Source organism: Paenibacillus sp. VMFN-D1, from assembly GCF_003386155.1.
Classification (GTDB): domain Bacteria; phylum Bacillota; class Bacilli; order Paenibacillales; family Paenibacillaceae; genus Paenibacillus_AQ; species Paenibacillus_AQ favisporus.
On the sequence record NZ_QRDU01000003.1, the window covers coordinates 608,493 to 626,815 of the forward strand.

The following is an 18,323-nucleotide window of genomic DNA, read 5'->3' on the forward strand; positions in this document are numbered from 1 at the left end:
GATGTATTATTCTTGATACATGCCAAATATCATCTACATATTGATTTCCATCGGCATAGTATATATAACATATTTTTCCCTCTATCCCAGTCTATTCGTTGTAGTTCTAGGATGAAGGGATTTCATTTTCAGCGAAGCTGAACCATTCTGTGATCACAAGAACAACGACCACGATATGTGGTGTGGTTATCTTCAATGACGTCAAATAGACGTTTTTTTTACGCCCGTGACCACGGCAGAGAACATTATTCAGGAGTGAAGGATCATGCTGATCGTCTATGATTCCAAGACCGGCAATGTCAGACGCTTTATCAACAAGCTGAACATGAGAGCCATTCCGATCGAAGAGCAGGAGCAGGTGAATGAGCCTTATGTGCTCGTAACGTATACAACGGGTTTTGGGCAGGTGCCCGAGAAAGTGTCCAACTTCCTGTCGAAGAACAACCGCATGCTTCGCGGCGTGTCGGCCAGCGGCAACCGGAACTGGGGGCCTCGTTTCGCCAAAAGCGCGGATACGATATCGGAGATGTACGATGTGCCGGTCATCACCAAGTTTGAGCTTTCGGGAACGATGCGGGATACGGAGATTTTCAAAGAGAGGGTGCGGAGCATTGAAGCATATTGAACTCAACAACGAAATTATGCAGCGCGGATCGGACGGTTACTTTCAATTGGAAAAAGACCGGGAGGCGGTTGCCGCCTTTATGGAGGAAGTGGAGCGCGATACAATGAAATTCGGCTCCCTGCGCGAGAAGCTGGATTACCTTATTAGCAACGACTACTATGAGAACGTGTTTGAGCATTACACCTACGACGAAGTCGAGTCCGTGTTCAACCTGACGGCGAGCAGCGACTTCCAATTCCAGTCCTACATGGCGATCTCGAAGTTCTACAAGGACTATGCGATGAGAACCAACGACAAGAAGCAGTACCTGGAGCAATACCCGGACCGCGTCGCCATCGTGGCGCTGTACTTGGGCGAAGGAAATATCGGTAAAGCGCTCCGTATCGCCGAAGCGATGATCGAGCAGCGGCTGCAGCCTGCGACCCCGACCTTCCTCAATGCCGGCAAAAGCCGCCGCGGCGAGCTGGTCTCCTGCTTCCTGCTGGAAATGGACGATTCGCTCAATTCGATCAACTACGTGCTCGGGACCTGCATGCAGCTGTCCAAAATCGGCGGCGGCGTAGCCGTCAATTTGTCCAAGCTGCGTGGGCGCGGCGAACCGATCAAAGGTGTGGCCGGAGCGGCCAAAGGCATCATGCCGGTGCTGAAGCTGATGGAGGACGCGTTCTCCTATGCCGACCAAATGGGCCAGCGCAAAGGCTCGGGTGCCGGATACTATAACATTTTCGGCTGGGATGTCATCGAGTTCCTCGATTCGAAGAAAATCAACGCCGACGAGAAGCTGCGCATCAAGACGCTGTCGATCGGGCTGATTGTCCCGAACAAATTTTACGAGCTCGCCGCCCAGAACAAGCCGCTTGTGGTCTTTGGCCCCTACTCGGTATACAAAGCCTACGGCAAGCATCTGGACGACCTCGATATGGACGAAATGTACGACGAGCTGCTCGCCAATGACCAGGTGACGAAGAAAACCGTCATGAGCGCCCGTGACATGCTGACGAAAATCGCTTCGATCCAGCTCGAGTCCGGTTATCCGTACATCGTGAACAAATCGAACGCCAACAAGGTGCACGCGCTGAAGGATGTCGGCCAGATCAAAATGTCCAACCTGTGCACGGAAATTTTCCAGCTGCAGGAGACTTCGGAAATTAACGACTACGGTGTCGACGATGTGATCCGCCGGGACATCAGCTGCAATCTGGCCTCGCTGAACATCGTGAACGTGATGGAGCAGGGAAAAATCAAGGAATCGGTCCGTGTCGGCATCGAGGCCCTTACGGTCGTCAGCGATCACTCCCGCGTGGAGAACGCGCCGGGCGTGAGCCTTGCCAACAAGGAGCTGCACTCCGTCGGCCTTGGAGCCATGAACCTGAACGGTTACCTGGCCAAAAACAAAATCGCATACGAGAGCGCGGAAGCACGCGAGTTTGCGAGCACCTTTTTCATGATGATGAACTACTACTCGCTGGAGCAAAGCATGGAAATCGCGCGCGATCGCGGCGAAACGTTCCGGGACTTCGACAAGTCCGAGTACGCGAAGGGTACCTATTTTGACCGCTATCTCGAAAAGGACTTCCGGCCGCAATCGGAACGCGTGAAGCAGTTGTTTGAAGGCATCGAGATCCCGTCCCCTGAGGACTGGGCGCAGCTCAAGGCGCTTGTGCAGAAGCACGGACTGTACCATGCCTACCGTCTGGCGATCGCGCCGACGCAGAGCATCTCGTATATCCAGAACGCGACGTCCAGCGTCATGCCAATCGTCGAGCATATCGAAACGCGTACCTACGCCAACTCGACGACATATTACCCGATGCCGTTCCTCAGCGCGGAAACGCAGTGGTATTATAAATCGGCCTACAATATCGACCAGTTCCGCCTGATCGACATGATCGCGGAAATCCAGCAGCATGTGGACCAAGGCATTTCCACCGTGCTGCACGTCAACAGCACCGTATCGACCCGGGAATTGTCCCGTTTCTATATTTACGCCGCCCAGAAAGGGCTCAAATCGCTGTACTACACCCGGACGAAAAAATTGTCCATCGAAGAGTGCACCAGCTGCGCTGTCTAAATTCGAATATTACGCAAGGCGACGGCGGGGGCTTGAACAGCCCCTGTCGCCTTCTTCTATAAAAGGAGCAATGGTCTGATGAAAGCAGTAAACTGGAACCGGCCCGACGACGATTTTACGCTCATGTTCTGGCAGCAGAACATTATGCAGTTTTGGACCGACGACGAAATCCCTTTGTCCGACGATAAAATGGACTGGATCAAAATGACCGACGAGGAGCGCACCGCCTACAAGCATGTTCTTGGCGGACTGACGCTGCTTGATACGCTGCAGGGCGGCGTCGGCATGCCGAAAATTTTGGAGCATGTGGAAGGCCTGCAGCGCAAAGCCGTGCTCGGATTCATGTCGATGATGGAGCAAATCCACGCCAAATCGTACAGCAGCATTTTCACCACGCTCGCCTCGACGGAAGAGATCGACGCCATTTTCCGCTGGGTGGAGGACAACGAGCAGCTGCAGTTCAAAGCGAAGAGCATCGAATCCTGGTACGCGAACATTCAAACGAAGCGCGATCTCTACAAGGCGATGGCCGCTTCCGTCTTCCTGGAAAGCTATCTGTTCTACAGCGGCTTCTTCTATCCGCTTTACCTGGCCGGCCAGGGCAAAATGACCAGCAGCGGCGAAATCATCGACCTGATCATCCGCGACGAGAGCATTCACGGCCTGTACGTCGGCACGCTGGCCCAGGAGCTGTTCCAGGAGTTCTCTTTCGAAGAGCAGGAGGAGCTGCGCCGGGAGCTGTACGAGCTGCTTGAGACGCTGTATCAGAACGAGGTGAAATATACGGATGACCTGTACAGCCCGATCGGACTGCAGGAGGAAGTGAAAACCTATGTCCGCTATAACGCCAACAAAGCACTGATGAATCTCGGTTTCGAGCCGCATTTCCCGGAAGAGCCGATCAACCCGATCGTCTTCAACGGGATCAGCACCCACACCAAGCAGCATGATTTCTTCTCGAAAAAAGGCAACGGCTACGTCCGCGCGATCAACATCGAGCCGCTGTCCGACGACGACTTCGTGTTTGACGTATAAGTTCAGGCAAGGAACAGAAGGAGCTCCACTCCATAACAAAATCCCCTTTGAGCAGACAAGTGCAGGAAAGCGCACTGCCGTTTGCTCCGAGGGGATTTTTTCTGGGATTGTCGTACTGCCGTACGTATTGGTCTCCCCTTCAATTCCTTCCATGGATACCCGATAACCTTCGCGGCGTAATTCCTTGTTGACATTTCAAATTATTTTGAAATATAATGTTCCCGATCCAGTCATTTCAAAATAATTTGAATTATAGGGGTGAACTACGAATGTCAACTGATCAACAAACTCGGCTAAGCGGCTCTACATCCGAGATCGCTTCCATCAAGCAGCGGGGCATGGGATGGAGTTTGGCACTGCTTGCTCTAGCACAGCTGATTTACGGGCTCGACATCAATATCGTTTTCGTCGCTTTGCCTGAGATCGGACATGGCCTTGGCTTCTCGGAACAGTCCCTGCAATGGGTGGTCAGTGCTTACACGGTTTTCTGCGGGGGCTTCCTGCTTCTTGGAGGGCGTGCTGCCGATATGCTGGGACAAAAGCGAATGTTTATTTTTGCGTTGGTCCTTTACGCCCTTTCCTCGCTATTGGGAGGCTTGGCTTGGGACCCGCTCGTCATCATTATAGCCCGTGCCATCCAGGGTATCGGAGCTGCGTTCCTGTTTCCCGCTACGTTATCGCTGATCAACCGATTGTTTGAGGAAGGCCCGCGCCGAAACCGCGCTCTTGCCGTATGGGGCGGGGCTGGAGCCAGCGGCCTGACGATTGGCTCGATCCTGGGCGGGATATTAACCAATGCATTCGGCTGGGAAGCGGTCTTTTTGGTGAATGTTCCATTAGCAGGAATCGTTGCACTAGCCGCGCTGTTCGTTATTCCCCGCGACGAACGGCGGAAACAAAAGCGCTATTTCGATGTGCCCGGCGCCGCCACGGTAACCGCAGGCGCTACTCTCCTGGTATATGTTCTTGTCCAGGGGCCCGAATTGGGCTGGGCTTCCACGGAAATGATCATATGTGCTGCCCTTTCCCTGATCCTCTTGTCGATCTTTGCTCTGATCGAAATACGAAGCACCGCTCCTCTAATGTCGATCCATCTTTTCCGTAACCGCAGCTTAGCTGCCAGCATGGTCATTACATTCATCTACATGGGGACGTTTGGTGCCTTACCTTACTTCCTGACAACCTTATTTCAAAATGTGCACGGATACAGCGCTCTGCAAACCGGGCTTGCCTTCATTATCCCTTCCTTGGCGATTGCCGCGGGCACCCAGCTCGGCGAGCGGCTGGCGTCCCGTTTGGAGGCGCGAAGCACGCTGCTTATCGGCATGATCATCGGAATTATCGGGACCATACTGATTCCGTTAGGTGCGTACACGGACAGCAGCTATCTGATGATCGTTCCGGGCCTTGTAATTTCCGGGATCGGCCAGGGCATCACTTGGACCGCCATGTGGATCACGGCTTCAAACGGTGTAGCCCCGGAGGACCAAGGCGTCGCGTCCGGGATGGCCTCGACCACCTTGAACATCGGCAATGCCATCGGGCTTGCCATATTGATCGCTATCGCCAACTCGGGTACGCATCAAATGTCGGGTGAAGCTTTTCGCCAAGCATTAGCTGAGGGCAATCGGACAGCCATTTATCTTGCGGCGCTCGGCATTCTCCTCGGCGCGCTTGTTGCCTTGTTTTTGCCCCGCAAACGAAAAATATGACGGCTGTGGCCCGTCCAGCAAAAACAGTCAAACCCCCGTTATAGGTTTAACGGGGGTTTGGCAACATTAAATCATCCCTTGAGGACCGTTGACCGGCTCCCCGTTGGGATAAATCGTTCTATATCATCTGACTCAGCTTACATCATCTCAGTTGCATCGACTCCATTATTTCGCCGCTTCGAACGGATCCGTTCCCTTCGGCAGCAGGTCGCTGAAGTTGAACGTATACGTCGGGAAGCCGGCAGCATACGGCCCGATTTCGTACTGCTGGAAGAAGACCGTCAATCCGCTTTCCTTCACATAGAAATCCGCGTCCTTTTTCAGCCCATTGAAGCCGTCTGTGAAGCCGTCTTTGGTCGCTTTTTGCTTCAGCAGTTTGTCCAGCTTGGTCTTGGCGTCGGCCGAATTGTGGAGCAGGCTGTCCAGCGTCAGCTGTTTGCCGTCCTTCAGCGAGAACGTAAACCCTTCGCGGGCTGTCATCCCGTGAGCTCCGCCTGTGTATTCATAAGAATCCGTCACGATGCTCAGGACGCCTTGGCGGTTATAAGTAACCAGGAACGTTCCGTCGAACTCATACGGGTGCTCCACCTTCGCGTCGCGCTTTTTCGCTTTGGCCTTGGCTTCTGTGGCGAACGCTTCCGCCTTGTCTTTAAATACTTTGTTGATCGCCTCCTGGGCGTCCGCGTTAGCCAGCCCGCTTAACTGAGGATAACGGATCAGAATCGTTGCATTGGCGTCGCTCGCCTTGATGAGTTCGGTGGAGATTGTCACCTGGTTCATTTGACGCTTGGACAGGCTCAACGTCTTGGAAGACGCGTTAAACACGCCCTGGAATCCCATATAGTCGTTCAGCAGCTTGAAAGGAACGTACAGCTTGCCGTCGATCAATTTTCCATCGTAGCTGTTCGAATTGTCTCCGACATAGCTTCCGTTGATATAAGCGCTGACCCCGTAGTCGGAAACCTCCAGGTTCAGCTTCGTTACCCCGGATCCGACAGTGTACGTCTTGATCCCCGGATTATAAGACAGCGGCAGACCGGCGGCATCGCGCAAAATGGACACCGGAATCATGGTGACCCCGTCAACCAATTTCCCCTGCAGCGATAACACCTTGCCGTTATATTTTAACGCCACTCCCGGCTGCGCAGCCGGCTTCACGACCGGCTTTGAGGCTGCAGCCGACACCTGCGATCCCCCAAACACGCCGGCATTTCCGATCAATACGCCTGCGGCCAGCACCGCGGCTCCCCATTTCATTCCCTTGTTCATCCTTATCCAATCTCCTCTCCAAACATTGCTGCTTGTGCTAGTCATATGATTTATTACCCAAATTCACCACTTCCCTATTATAAAAAAGACCTCAGCCGATTTGTTTACAACCGGGGTTACAGTATTGTCGTTTACGCCAGCCAAAAGTATAACTCTCTTAACCTTTACGTTAACTTTGTGTTCCTTCATCCGATCAGCCACGGGCCTTGCAATCATGAAGTCCCCCTTCATAGAACACAAGTACCGCGCCAGGACTTTAAAAAGCTCACGAAATAAAAATAATGCCCCGTTCCGGAAGCCAGCCTAAGCATGGTCCCGAAACAGGGCAATTGTTCCTAAACGATATTAACGGTCGTTGTAAGGCCTATGCTTACTACCGTCCGCTCTTCAGCTCCGTCCAGTAACGGTCATAGAGCTGCAGGGTATCCTTTACGTCGCCGAGCCATTCCGTCCGGCCCAGCTCTTCTTCGGAGAGATTGATCATATGGTTGTTCCGGTATTCCTCGCTGTGAAACTCCATCGCTTTGGCGTTCGGATCGCTGTATCCGATCGATTCATAGTTCTTTGCGCTGACCTGCGGATCGAGCATGTAGTTGATAAACTTCTCGGCAAGCTCTTTATGCTCGGCCCCTTTCGGGATCGCATAGTTGTCCGAGAAGATCGTCCCGCCCTCTTTTGGCACGACATATTCCACATCCGGATTGTCCTTCGCGATAAAAGCCGCGTCGCCGGACCATACCGTTCCGATCCAGCCTTCCTCCTGAATCATCTTCTGCTTGATGGTATCCGTGTCGAAAGCAAGAACGCTCGGCAGCAGCTTCTTCAGGTCGTCCACGGCCGACTTGATCTCGCCTTCATCCTGGGAGCTGTTCGAGTGCCCCTGCTTCTTCAAGGCCATGCCAATCACTTCGCGGTTGTCGTCCAGCAGAAGGACCTTGCCCTTGTATTTCGGGTCCCACAGATCCTCCCAGCTGTCGATGGTGTCCTTCACGTATTTTTTGTTATACGCAATACCCGTTACGCCGGAAGTGTATACGATCGAGTATTTATTGCCCGGATCAAAATCAGGGTTCTTCAGCGATTCCTGAATGTTCGCAAAATTCGGAATGTTGTTCTTGTCCAGCGGTTCCAGCAGGTTGTTCTCGATCATCGTCCGGACCATGTAGTCCGAAGGCTGGATCAGATCATATCCGCCGCCGCCCGCCTTGATTTTGGCCAGCAAATCCTCGTTGTTCGCATAGTTGTCATACGTAACCTTGACGTTGAATTTACTCTCGAAGTCCTTGAGCACCTGCTCGTCAAAATTGTCAGCCCAGCTGTAAATATGAAGCGTCTCCTTGGAAGATGAGCATCCTCCCAGGGATGCAACCGACACGAGGGCGAGTGCCCCAGCCAGTACGAGACCGGCGATACCCTTTCTTTTCACAGTAACATATCTCCTCTCTTTCTCCTTATAGCATGTAGTCCATATCCTGTAGCTCAATCAATAGTTCCATCAATAGTTCCATATCTTGCAGCTGCGTTAAATCGGCAGCATTTTATGCTTCTTCTGGCCCTTGCCGCGGTTGAGGAAATACTGCGCCAGCAAAATCAGCACAACGCTCACCACGATCAGCAGCGTACAGAGTGCGTTAATTTCCGGCGAGATTCCCCGCTTCACCTGGCCGTAAATGTAAATCGGCAGCGTAGTCGAGCTAGGCCCGGCTACGAAGAAGCTGACCATAAAGTCGTCCAGCGACATCGTAAACGCGATCAGCGCCCCCGAGATGACGCCCGGGAAAATCTGCGGCCACGTTACATGGCGGAACGTCTGCCAGGGGGTGGCGCCAAGGTCGGCGGCCGCCTCCTCCAGCTGCTTGCCCATTCCAGCAAGGCGGGCCGTCACGACGACATAGACGTACGACATGCTGAACGTGATATGGGCGATGATGACCGTCGCTTTACCCAGCGGAACATGCATCTGGTTGAACAGCACCAGCAGCGACAGCCCCATGATGATGTCGGGAATAATGACGGGCAGGTACATGAGTCCGTTCATGCTGCCCTTCCATCGCCGGCCAAGCCCCCGCAGAGACAAGGCGCCCACGGTTCCTAGCAGCGTCGCTGCAATCGTGGATACGATCCCGACGGTCAAGCTGTTCATGAGCGCTTCAAGCACATGGTCATCGGTCATCAGCGATGCGTACCAGTCGAACGTAAATCCTTCCCAGTCCCCGCTAAGCCTCGTGTTATTAAATGAATAAATAATAATCAGCAGGATCGGCACATAAATAAAGATCATCATCAGCACGGAGTGAACCCCCAGCAGGGGATGACTTTTTCTCTTCATGCTCTCCCCTCCTTCGCACGGTCAGCCCGGGACTGCATCGCCCGGTTAAACAGCAGGATCAGAATGAGGGACGTGATGACGAAAATCACGGACAGCGCCGAGCCGAACGGCCAGTTGCGCGCTCCCAGATACTGCTGCTGGATGATGTTGCTGATCATCGTCGACTTGGCCCCGCCAAGAATATCCGTGACAACGAACATTCCCGTCGTGGAGACATAGACTAAGACGCAGCCGGTCATGATCCCGGACTTGCTCTGCGGCAGCGTGATGTGCCGGAACGCTTTCCAGCGGGTAGCCCCCAGGTCGCTGGCCGCATCCAGCAGCCGCTTATCCATCTGTTCCAGCGCGACGTAAATCGGCAGCACCATGAACGGAATGAAGTTGTAAACCATGCCAAGCAGCACCGCGCCTTTGGTATACAGCATTTGCAGCGGCTCCTGAATCCATCCAAAATGGATCAGCAGCGTATTCACCACACCCTGCGTGCGCAGCAGCAGCACCCAGGCGTACGTCCGGATCAGGAAGTTGATCCAGAACGGAATCGTGATCAGCACCAGTCCCCAGGTCTGCACCCTGGGAGAGGCATTGGCGATAAAATAAGCGAGCGGGTAGCTGACCAACAAGCATACGACGGTCGTCACCACCGACAGCACTAACGTATCCCAATAGATGCCGAGATACAAAGAGTCGAAAAAGGTTTTATACCCGTTCAGCGAGAAATGAAAGACAACATTGCCCAGTGTGTCGCGGCTCATCAATGACATGACCACGACGATCACCATCGGGACGAGCAGAAACAGCGCCAGCCACAGCAGAACCGGCGTAATCAGCAGCTTGGATCGTCTCATGCCCCGATGACCACCTCATCCCGCGGATTCCAGTCCACCCCGATCCGGTCGCCAACCTTCCAAACGATCTCATCTTCGATGTCCAGAGCGATCGTCACCATCATCGGTTCGCCATCGAGCTGGACGGTTAGCTTATGAACGTTGCCAAGATACAGCACATCCTGAATGACTCCGGTCTTACGGACCCCTTCGGTTTCCCGTTTCGGACGCAGCTTCTCCGGCCGTACGGCAAACAGCTCCGAACCGGAACTGAAAATGTTGTTCTCCCCGACGAAGGTCGCGGCGAAAAGCGTCTTCGGTGCGGCGTAGATGTCCTTCGGTGTGCCGATCTGCTCGACTTTACCACTGTTCATAATCACGATTCGGTCGGATAGCATCATTGCTTCCTCTTGATCGTGCGTGACATAGACAAAGGTAATGCCCAGCGAGCGCTGCAGATGCTTCAGCTCAGACTGCAGGCTCTTGCGCAGCTGCAGGTCGAGCGCGCCCAGCGGCTCGTCGAGGAGGAGCACTTTGGGCTTGTTCGCGATCGCCCTCGCGATGGCCACCCGCTGCTGCTGTCCGCCGGACAGCTGATGCGGATAACGCGAAGTAAGCGCGGTTAGCTGAGTCATCTGGACGGCTTCAGCAACCCGTGCTTTTTGCTCTGCCTGAGGCAGCTTTTTCATTTTCAAACCGAAGGCGATATTGTCTCCCACGGTCATATGCGGGAACAGCGCGTAATGCTGGAACACCAGGTTCAAATCCCGCTGGTTAGGCGGAAGCTTCGTGACGTTCTGCCCTTCCAGGATAATCTCGCCGTGAGTCGGCTGTTCGAATCCGGCAATCATGCGTAGTATGGTCGTCTTACCGCAGCCGCTAGGCCCGAGCAGAGTCAGGAATTCCCCTTCTTCAATGTTCAGTGACAGCGGATGCACGACAACTTGTCCTTCAAATTGCTTCTCAATCTGGACAAGTTCAATCATATGCATCAACCCCTTACTAAGAAAAAAGCCATATCCATGGGTATGGCTTTTTCGGTAAATTATTTTTTCCCGTTACGATCAACGGAAGTAGTTTATAACTGTTGCTGCATGTACAAATTTTCGCATATTCACTATAACGTTTTTTGACCCTTGGTACAATACCTTTCTGCGTTTTCCCGCTGGAAAAGGGGGGATCGGGACCCACATCTGCGCAAAAAGCCGCCGCTTCAAGGGACGTCTGTCCCCGAAACGGCGGCTTGGCTCGGACCAAATCAGCCCGTTCTTATTTCATTTCGTACTGCACGCTCAGCTGCGTCGATACTTTCACTTCGCCAGGCTCCACCGATGTGGCGTTGCTGGCGGTGCCGGCCGTATCCATTTTGGCCATGGAAGACTCGGCATAGATGATCGGGTTCTGTGCATCGCCCTGGCTCACGACCAGAACCACTCCCAGCTGACGCTTGGCGGCCTTGGCAATCGCGCCTGCTTTCAGATCAGCGTTAGCCATCGCTTTCTCAATCACTTGTGCCTCATATTGGTCACGGTTCTCGACGGAAAACTGGACGCTCTCGATGTTGTTGGCGCCCGCACCGGAAGCGGCGTCAAGCAGCTGTCCAACCTTGGACAGGTCGCGGTACGATACCTGCAGCGTATGGTGGGCCGTATAGCCCGTCACTTTTTGTCCGTCCTTCTCGTTGTAGGTGTAGTTCGGCTGCACATAGAACGTGGTGCTCTTAATATCTTTGTCTTCGATTTTCCACGTCGTCTTCAGCAGCGCGGTGATCTTTTGGATTTTGTCTGCCGTTGCCTTTTGCGCGCTTTGTGCCGTTGCCGCCTGCGAGTCCACACCGATCGACAAGTATGCGATATCCGGCTTGACCGAAATCTCACCCTTGCCTACAACATTGATGACATTGCGCTGTACATCCTGGTCCGCATAGACGGTGGTCGAGCCACCCAGTCCGGTGACGCCCGCGCCTCCAGCCAAGAGCGCTCCTGCGATCAGCACAGAACCTACCGGTTTCAGCCATGTTTTCATTACCTTCAGCCTCCCTTTATATACTTCCAGTGTATCCATATAGCCGAAAGCGCAAGCACGGACGCAGTCTGTAGGTCAAACCGCCTGCGCGGCCGCCCTCACCTTCCAACTGTATTTGTCTACTAGACGTAGGGGACTGTTAAATGTTGCACATGTTAGAAAAATAATCTTCTGCCTATGAAACGGTCAGCTGACGATCGATTTCAAGTGGCTCTGAGCTTCCTTAATGCCGGCCAGGCTCTGCTCATTGTTGCCGAGGAGGGACTGCAATGTAGCCGACAATTCCTGCAGTGTCGCCGACGTTTGCTCGTTCACCGACGCGAGATGCGAAGTGGACTCGTCAATGGAACCCGAGAACGTCTCCACTTCGTGAAGCAATCCGCGGTACCCGTCGGAAATCTGCAGCAGCCCGGCCACCGATTCTTTAATGAATTCAAAGGCTTCGTACGTCTCATGCGTCATCTCGCTGCTCTTCTGCATCCGCTCCGCAACCTGATCCATCCGCATCAGGGTGTCGCTCATCAGCTCGGAGAAGCTGTGAAGCTGGAGCGAAATTTTCTCCGCCGAGTCCGAGGCATTCTCCGCCAGCTTGCGGATTTCCCTGGCGACCACGGCAAAACCTTGTCCATGCTCGCCTGCCCGTGCCGCCTCGATGCTGGCGTTCAGCGACAGCAGGTTGGTCTGGTTCGCAATCTCCTGAATGGTCTGGCTGAACTGCGTCGTTTCCTGCACCTTTCCGGTCAGGCTCTGGATATCCTGCGACATGGCGCCGATTTCTTCCTTGAATTCGATAATCGCTTCGTTCAGCTGCTCCACTTTGTCCTTACCGGATTCCGACAGCTGGTTCGCCGTACCTGTCTGGCTCAGCAGCGTATCCGTCGAGCTGGACATCTGCTTGATCATCTCGTTCATCTGCTTAATGGACTCGTTAATGGCATAGGTGGAATCCACCTGGGATGATGCCCCGCCCGATATCTCCTGAAAGGCGACGTTCATCTGCTGGAACGAGGCGGTGTTATCCTCGACCGCCTGCGTCAGGTCGTCGATGCTGCCGGTCACCGCAGCCACGCTGCCCAGCACGTGTTCCTTTTGTTCCTTCTGCTCGGCCAGCAGCCGCTCGGTCTGATCGCTTGCCGCTTTCATATTGTTCATCAAGGAGCGGGTCACCCGCAGCAGCAGGAACACCATGACGCATACAAGCGCATACATAATGATGACCGTTAAAGGCCCGTCCTTCGAACCGGTTCCGAGCTGAACCTCATCAGCCTTTTGCAGGCACAGGTAGAGCATCAACCCCAAGCCGTACAGCATCGTGATCGAGGTTAATACGATACGCAAGGTGATCAGCGCCAACACGAGCAAATAGTATATGGAAAACAAGCTGCTCGGGCTGGTGGAATCCAACGCCTGAATGAGGATCGTCAGGGCCACCCCCGTAATGGCAATAACCGCCGCCTGATGAATCAGCTTACGCCGGACTTGGCTGTACACCATCACCAGCAGGACCACCAAATCAATCAAGAAGCTTAAGTTGTTGAGACTCGTCAGATTATCGAGGCTTCCCAGCTTGACCGTGGACACGGCCATCAGCGTGGAGATCAGAATCGCGATCAGCAGTATCCGGTTTCTGCCCATCGTGTCCCGCTCCGCGATTGTCAGCCTCCGTCCTTTCCCCGATCCTTCAGTATCATCTGTGTTGGTTGTGGTACCGTTCCATTTCCCCATACGTTGACCCCTCTTTATCAAAATAATGCATCCGGGCTTCCCCAATGCCGCCGCTTGCGTGATCGGCTATAGCTATGATATCGGATGGCAGATTTATTTTTATAAGAGCCAAATCGTCCCAGACCCCGCCAGACAGCAAAAAACAGTCCGCCCTCCCCAAGGAGAAACGGACTGCTTTGTGCAGAAAATGGCCTCAGCGCTGCATCATTCGCAGCCGCAGGGCCCATTCTATAATTGTTTATTATTGGTTTTCAAGCTCTTCTTTGCCCACCAAGTTGACTAAAGCGGTTACAGCCTGTTCTGCGTCCGCACCTTCAGCACTGATGTTTACTTCCGTACCCGAGCTAATGGCAAGGCTCATAATTCCCATGATACTCTTGGCATTCACCTTTTTATCATCTTTTTCCACGAAAATTTCAGACGAGTACTTATTCGCTTCTTGGACGAACAATGCTGCCGGTCTGGCATGGAGACCCGTTTTCAAACGGACAACTACCGGGTGCTTTGTCATGGAAACTTACCCCCTATTAGATCAATCTGTATAGCTCACACACAACACATTTTATAACATTATACCATTATACCATGAAGGAAACTAGAAGAAAAAAGGCTCAGCCGCCACGAATCTTCTCGGCCATTTCGTCAATCTTGCGCAGCCGGTGGTTCACACCGGATTTGCTGACGGTGCCCTTAAGCAGTTCACCGACTTCCTTCAGGTTCATATCGGGATGGGCCAATCTCACTTCGGCCACTTCCCGAAGTTTGTCCGGCAGATTATCAAGGCCCACTTCCTTCTGGAGCAGCTTGATGTTATCGATTTGCCGGACGGCGGCCCCGATTGTCTTGTTCAAATTCGCGGTTTCACAGTTCACGATCCGGTTAACCGAATTCCGCATATCCCGCATGATCCGCACGTCCTCGAATTTGAACAAGGCCTGATGGGCCCCAATCAGGCTTAAAAATTCAATGATTTTCTCGCCTTCCTTAATATACAGTATGAACCCCTTCTTGCGCTCTATACAACGGGCGTTCAGATGAAATTCATTGGCGAGGTCTACAAGGGCCTGGCAGTGCTCCTCGTACATCGAGGCAATTTCAAGATGGTATGACGACCCTTCCGGATTGTTCACGGAGCCCCCTGCCATAAAGGCACCGCGTAAATACGCCCCTTTGCAGCATGGTTTGCGGACCAAATCCGGATGGATATGCGAGGTAAACAGGAAGCCCTCGGAGACAATCTTCAGCTCCTTCAGTATTTCCTGAACCTGTGCAGGAATACGTACGATGTACACATTATTTTTCTTCAAACGCATTTTTTTACGCACGAGAAGCTCGGTATGCGCCTGGAAATGCTTTTTGATCAATGTGTAAATGCGTCTTGCGATGGCTGCATTCTCTGTCGATATATCCAGAATCACCTTTTTATTGGAAAGCTGGACGGCCCCGTTCATCCGGATCAGTGCCGACAATTCAGCCTTTTCGCAGCAGGGCTCTGCTTCGATCATGGTCAGTTCTTTTTTAGTCAGCGCCGCAAACGACACGGGACTCACCTCTTTCGTTTAATCCAATTTTGAACCAGCTGGTAAATATGCCGGCTCAGCTTGTCGGCGTCATGGCGCAGATAGGTCCGGAACAGGACCAGCGTATCGGCAATAACCTTATAGCCAAGACTGGTGACCTCGTCGTAATCGAGCTCCACCGGCTTCGCGCCCTTCTCGGCATATTTGTCCTGCACCTGGGGCGGAATTTCACCGCTGTTCACGATGACATAATCGAACAGATGCTTGCCGACGTGGTCATATACCGCCTGAAGATGGTCGCTTACGGTGTAGCCGTCCGTCTCCCCGGGCTGTGTCATGACGTTGCACACAAAAATCTTGATCGCGTCCGACGACATGACCGCTTCGGCCAGCTTCGGAACGAGCAGATTCGGCAGAATGCTCGTATATAGACTTCCCGGGCCGATCAGGATGGCATCCGCCTCCCGGATGGCCTCGGTCGCTTCCGGAAGCGGCTCGACATGGGCCGGCTCCAGAAACACCCGCTTGATCCGACCGCCGGCTTCCGGAATTTTCGACTCGCCGGTCACAATGGTGCCGTCCTCCATCTCTGCGTTCAGGATTACGGCTTCGCCCGCCGCCGGAAGCACCCGCCCCCGCACGGCAAAAACGCGGCTGAGCTCGCGCACAGCCGTTACAAAATCGCCGCTGATGTCGGTCATGGCCGCCAAAATCAGGTTCCCCAGGCTGTGCCCGGCCAGGCCCGAGCCGCTGGAGAACCGGTATCTCAGCATTTCCGACAGCAGCGGCTCCACGTCGGCCAGTGCCGTCAGGACGTTCCGGATGTCCCCGGGAGGGGGCATCTGCAGCTCGCTGCGAAGGATGCCCGAGCTCCCTCCATCATCTGCTACGGTGACGACAGCCGTGATGTCTAGCGGCATTTCCTTCAGTCCCCGGAGCATGACCGACAGCCCGGTGCCCCCGCCCATCACAACGATCCGCGGACGGTCACTTCTTTGTTCTGCCACTGTCATCACTTCCACTCTCTTTAATGCCGATCACGTTCGGAATCCCGATGGCTGACGGAGACCGTCTCGGTCTCGCTGGCTCCCAGCATTTTGCCCAGGTACTCGGCGATCGCCACCGAGCGGTGCTTCCCGCCGGTACAGCCGATGCCGATGATCACCTGGCTCTTGCCTTCCTTACGGTATTGGGGAATCAAGAAATGCAGCATATCCAGCAGCTTCGTCAGAAAAGCCTGGGTTTCAGGCCACTTCATGACATAGTCATACACATCGCTGTCCTGACCGGTGTGTGGACGCAGACTATCCACATAGTGGGGATTCGGAAGAAAGCGGACGTCAAAGATCAGATCGGCATCGATCGGAATACCGTACTTAAATCCGAATGAGGTTACGTTGACCGAAAGGGTATTGCTTTCCAAGTGGGAAAATCTCGAGATAATTTTGTCCTTCAATTGTCCCGGCTTCATATTGCTCGTGTCGAGCACCACTGTGGCCGAGCTCTTGAGCTCCTCCAGCATTTTGCGCTCCAGCCGGATGCCGTCCAGCGGCATGCCCTCCGGCGCAAGCGGATGCCGCCGGCGGGTCTCCTTGTAACGCTGCACGAGGACCGAATCGGTCGCCTCCAGGAACAGAATTTCGCAATGAATCGTGAAATGGTCCTTAATATAATTCAATGATTCGGATAAGGCCGTAAAGAACTCCCGGCCGCGCAGGTCAATGACCAGCGCCACCTTGGCGATTTTCCCCTTCGATTGTTCAATCAGTTCCGCAAATTTGGGAATGAGCACCGGCGGTAAATTATCCACACAGAAAAATCCCAAATCCTCCAAGCTTCGTACGGCCAAGGATTTACCCGCCCCCGACATGCCTGTAATAATAATCAGGGTGGCCATGGCCGACGCAGTATTATTCTCCTCCAGCATCAGCTTTCCCCTCCCTTATGGAATATGGGCCCGTTAATACTTGGTATACCCAGGTCACCCCTTATTTTAACCCATAGGCGACCTCGCAGGATTCCTTACGAACGGAGCAGCAAACCGGCCGCACCGACGATACCCGCATCGTTGCCGAGCTCGGCAGGAAGGATCGATACCCCGCGCTGCAGCGGTTCCGGCGTCAGCTTCGCATAAACTTCCCGGACTTCATTAAACAGGATGTCTCCAGCCTTCGATACACCGCCGCCGATAATGAATACTTCCGGATTCAGAATCGCCGCAACCGCAGCCATGGACTTGCCCAGGTAGAAGGCGGCGCGGTTCACGATCCGCAGCGCCACTTCGTCGCCGGCTTTGGCTGCATCAAAGACTTCCTTCGCCGCAATGTTCTCAACCATCGACAGGGAAGTGCGGTCCCCGCGCTCCACGGCGTCTTTTGCCATACGGATTATGCCTGTTGCAGAAGAGACGGTCTCGAGGCAGCCCATTTTGCCGCATCCGCATTGAATGGCTTCCAGATCCGGCACGACCGAGATATGTCCCAGCTCACCGGCAAGTCCGGAGAAGCCTTGATAGATTCGGCCGTTAATGATGATACCGCCGCCAACGCCGGTTCCGAGCGTATAGCATACGCAGTTGTCGATGCCGCGTCCGGCGCCGCTCCAAGCCTCGCCCAGGGCCGCCACGTTCGCGTCATTATCTATTTTGATCGGCTTGCCAATCTTCTGCTCCAGAATGGAACGAATCGGTACATCCCGGAAACCTACGTTCGGCGCGAGGATGATGATCCCTTCACGGACGTTCGTAAATCCGGCAACCCCGGCCCCAACGCCTGCCAGCTGATCCCAGCTGTAAGGGGACTGCTCCACGATATGGCGCACATATTTCTCAATATTGTTGATAACCGTATCGACGCCTTTATCTGTTTCCGTGGGACCTTCATACGTTTGAATCAGCTGTCCCGCTTGATTGCAGATGCCCACTTTAATGGTCGTTCCGCCCAAGTCGACACCGACGTAGATTTGCTCAGACATGTTACAAGCCACCTTTTTTCCTCAATAATAGTTTGCTCCTACTGTACCAACTATAATTGAAGCCCTCTCTCCGGTCAAGAGAAGCGGGCCTTACCCGAAAGTGGGTCCAGCGCTTCTGTCAGAAGGCTTAACGGACTTACCCCCTATATGAAAACCCTGCCAAAAAACATGACAATTGTCACCTCAATTCCATGACAGAGTCCACTAACGAA

At 53.7% G+C, this 18,323-nt stretch carries 16 protein-coding genes; 4 read left to right on the forward strand and 12 right to left on the reverse strand.

Features of this window, described 5'->3' with window-relative positions; genetic code table 11:
- Window positions 1-265 precede the first annotated feature (265 nt).
- From nrdI to C7820_RS23675, 4 genes are all read left to right on the forward strand, one after another.
- Window positions 266-625, forward strand: coding sequence for a class Ib ribonucleoside-diphosphate reductase assembly flavoprotein NrdI (gene nrdI, locus C7820_RS23660; RefSeq protein WP_116233091.1), 360 nt, complete (start codon window positions 266-268; stop codon window positions 623-625).
- Complete coding sequence (nrdE, locus tag C7820_RS23665) at window positions 612-2,696, forward strand: class 1b ribonucleoside-diphosphate reductase subunit alpha (protein ID WP_116233092.1); 2,085 nt, start codon at window positions 612-614, stop codon at window positions 2,694-2,696. The genes nrdI and nrdE overlap by 14 nt, the downstream gene beginning before the upstream one ends.
- 78 nt (window positions 2,697-2,774) lie before the next feature.
- A complete protein-coding gene (gene nrdF, locus C7820_RS23670; RefSeq protein WP_089549396.1) occupies window positions 2,775-3,731 on the forward strand; it encodes a class 1b ribonucleoside-diphosphate reductase subunit beta in 957 nt (318 codons plus the stop codon).
- Between the two features lie 269 nt (window positions 3,732-4,000).
- On the forward strand, window positions 4,001-5,443 hold the full coding sequence (locus C7820_RS23675) for an MFS transporter (protein ID WP_220376670.1): 1,443 nt from the start codon (window positions 4,001-4,003) through the stop codon (window positions 5,441-5,443).
- A 165-nt stretch (window positions 5,444-5,608) separates the two neighbouring features.
- Here the strand turns inward: C7820_RS23675 and C7820_RS23680 are convergent, their stop codons facing one another.
- The 12 genes from C7820_RS23680 to C7820_RS23735 all read right to left on the reverse strand — a co-directional run bounded on the left by C7820_RS23680 (window position 5,609) and on the right by C7820_RS23735 (window position 18,111).
- Entirely contained in the window at window positions 5,609-6,712 is a 1,104-nt protein-coding gene (locus C7820_RS23680) for a PdaC/SigV domain-containing protein (RefSeq protein ID WP_181909173.1), read from the reverse strand.
- Window positions 6,713-7,085: 373 nt separating this feature from the next.
- Complete coding sequence (locus tag C7820_RS23685; RefSeq protein WP_116233094.1) at window positions 7,086-8,138, reverse strand: ABC transporter substrate-binding protein; 1,053 nt, start codon at window positions 8,136-8,138, stop codon at window positions 7,086-7,088.
- 96 nt (window positions 8,139-8,234) lie between these two features.
- Entirely contained in the window at window positions 8,235-9,041 is an 807-nt protein-coding gene (locus C7820_RS23690; RefSeq protein ID WP_116233095.1) for an ABC transporter permease, read from the reverse strand.
- Window positions 9,038-9,889 (reverse strand): ABC transporter permease, encoded by an 852-nt coding sequence (locus C7820_RS23695; protein ID WP_105445130.1) that lies wholly within the window; start codon window positions 9,887-9,889, stop codon window positions 9,038-9,040. The genes C7820_RS23690 and C7820_RS23695 overlap by 4 nt, the downstream gene beginning before the upstream one ends.
- Window positions 9,886-10,860, reverse strand: a complete 975-nt coding sequence (locus C7820_RS23700; RefSeq protein ID WP_285855312.1) for an ABC transporter ATP-binding protein — start codon at window positions 10,858-10,860, stop codon at window positions 9,886-9,888. The genes C7820_RS23695 and C7820_RS23700 overlap by 4 nt, the downstream gene beginning before the upstream one ends.
- Window positions 10,861-11,137: 277 nt before the next feature.
- Window positions 11,138-11,893: an SIMPL domain-containing protein gene (locus C7820_RS23705; RefSeq protein WP_116233097.1), complete on the reverse strand. Its 756-nt coding sequence runs from the start codon at window positions 11,891-11,893 to the stop codon at window positions 11,138-11,140.
- Between the two features lie 186 nt (window positions 11,894-12,079).
- Window positions 12,080-13,618: a methyl-accepting chemotaxis protein gene (locus tag C7820_RS23710; RefSeq protein ID WP_116233098.1), complete on the reverse strand. Its 1,539-nt coding sequence runs from the start codon at window positions 13,616-13,618 to the stop codon at window positions 12,080-12,082.
- A gap of 241 nt (window positions 13,619-13,859) precedes the next feature.
- Window positions 13,860-14,129: an HPr family phosphocarrier protein gene (locus C7820_RS23715; protein ID WP_076173171.1), complete on the reverse strand. Its 270-nt coding sequence runs from the start codon at window positions 14,127-14,129 to the stop codon at window positions 13,860-13,862.
- 100 nt (window positions 14,130-14,229) lie between these two features.
- Window positions 14,230-15,159 carry a DNA-binding protein WhiA gene (gene whiA / locus C7820_RS23720; protein ID WP_116233099.1) on the reverse strand — a complete coding sequence of 310 codons (930 nt, stop codon included), beginning with the start codon at window positions 15,157-15,159 and terminating at the stop codon, window positions 14,230-14,232.
- A 5-nt stretch (window positions 15,160-15,164) separates the two neighbouring features.
- Window positions 15,165-16,151 carry a gluconeogenesis factor YvcK family protein gene (locus C7820_RS23725; RefSeq protein ID WP_076173173.1) on the reverse strand — a complete coding sequence of 329 codons (987 nt, stop codon included), beginning with the start codon at window positions 16,149-16,151 and terminating at the stop codon, window positions 15,165-15,167.
- Between the two features lie 14 nt (window positions 16,152-16,165).
- Window positions 16,166-17,065 (reverse strand): RNase adapter RapZ, encoded by a 900-nt coding sequence (rapZ, locus tag C7820_RS23730; RefSeq protein ID WP_076173174.1) that lies wholly within the window; start codon window positions 17,063-17,065, stop codon window positions 16,166-16,168.
- A gap of 95 nt (window positions 17,066-17,160) precedes the next feature.
- Window positions 17,161-18,111, reverse strand: a complete 951-nt coding sequence (locus C7820_RS23735) for an ROK family glucokinase (protein WP_076173175.1) — start codon at window positions 18,109-18,111, stop codon at window positions 17,161-17,163.
- Between the last annotated feature and the right edge of the window lie 212 nt (window positions 18,112-18,323).

Coding starts and splice junctions, on each gene's coding strand:
- nrdI (WP_116233091.1), top strand. CDS start 266: ATGCTGATCGTCTATGATTCCAAGACCGGCAATGTCAGACGCTTTATC.
- nrdF (WP_089549396.1), top strand. CDS start 2,775: ATGAAAGCAGTAAACTGGAACCGGCCCGACGACGATTTTACGCTCATG.
- C7820_RS23675 (WP_220376670.1), top strand. CDS start 4,001: ATGTCAACTGATCAACAAACTCGGCTAAGCGGCTCTACATCCGAGATC.
- C7820_RS23680 (WP_181909173.1), bottom strand. CDS start 6,712: ATGAACAAGGGAATGAAATGGGGAGCCGCGGTGCTGGCCGCAGGCGTA.
- C7820_RS23690 (WP_116233095.1), bottom strand. CDS start 9,041: ATGAAGAGAAAAAGTCATCCCCTGCTGGGGGTTCACTCCGTGCTGATG.
- C7820_RS23695 (WP_105445130.1), bottom strand. CDS start 9,889: ATGAGACGATCCAAGCTGCTGATTACGCCGGTTCTGCTGTGGCTGGCG.
- C7820_RS23700 (WP_285855312.1), bottom strand. CDS start 10,860: ATGCATATGATTGAACTTGTCCAGATTGAGAAGCAATTTGAAGGACAA.
- C7820_RS23705 (WP_116233097.1), bottom strand. CDS start 11,893: ATGAAAACATGGCTGAAACCGGTAGGTTCTGTGCTGATCGCAGGAGCG.
- C7820_RS23710 (WP_116233098.1), bottom strand. CDS start 13,618: ATGGGGAAATGGAACGGTACCACAACCAACACAGATGATACTGAAGGA.
- C7820_RS23715 (WP_076173171.1), bottom strand. CDS start 14,129: ATGACAAAGCACCCGGTAGTTGTCCGTTTGAAAACGGGTCTCCATGCC.
- C7820_RS23725 (WP_076173173.1), bottom strand. CDS start 16,151: ATGACAGTGGCAGAACAAAGAAGTGACCGTCCGCGGATCGTTGTGATG.
- rapZ (WP_076173174.1), bottom strand. CDS start 17,065: ATGCTGGAGGAGAATAATACTGCGTCGGCCATGGCCACCCTGATTATT.
- C7820_RS23735 (WP_076173175.1), bottom strand. CDS start 18,111: ATGTCTGAGCAAATCTACGTCGGTGTCGACTTGGGCGGAACGACCATT.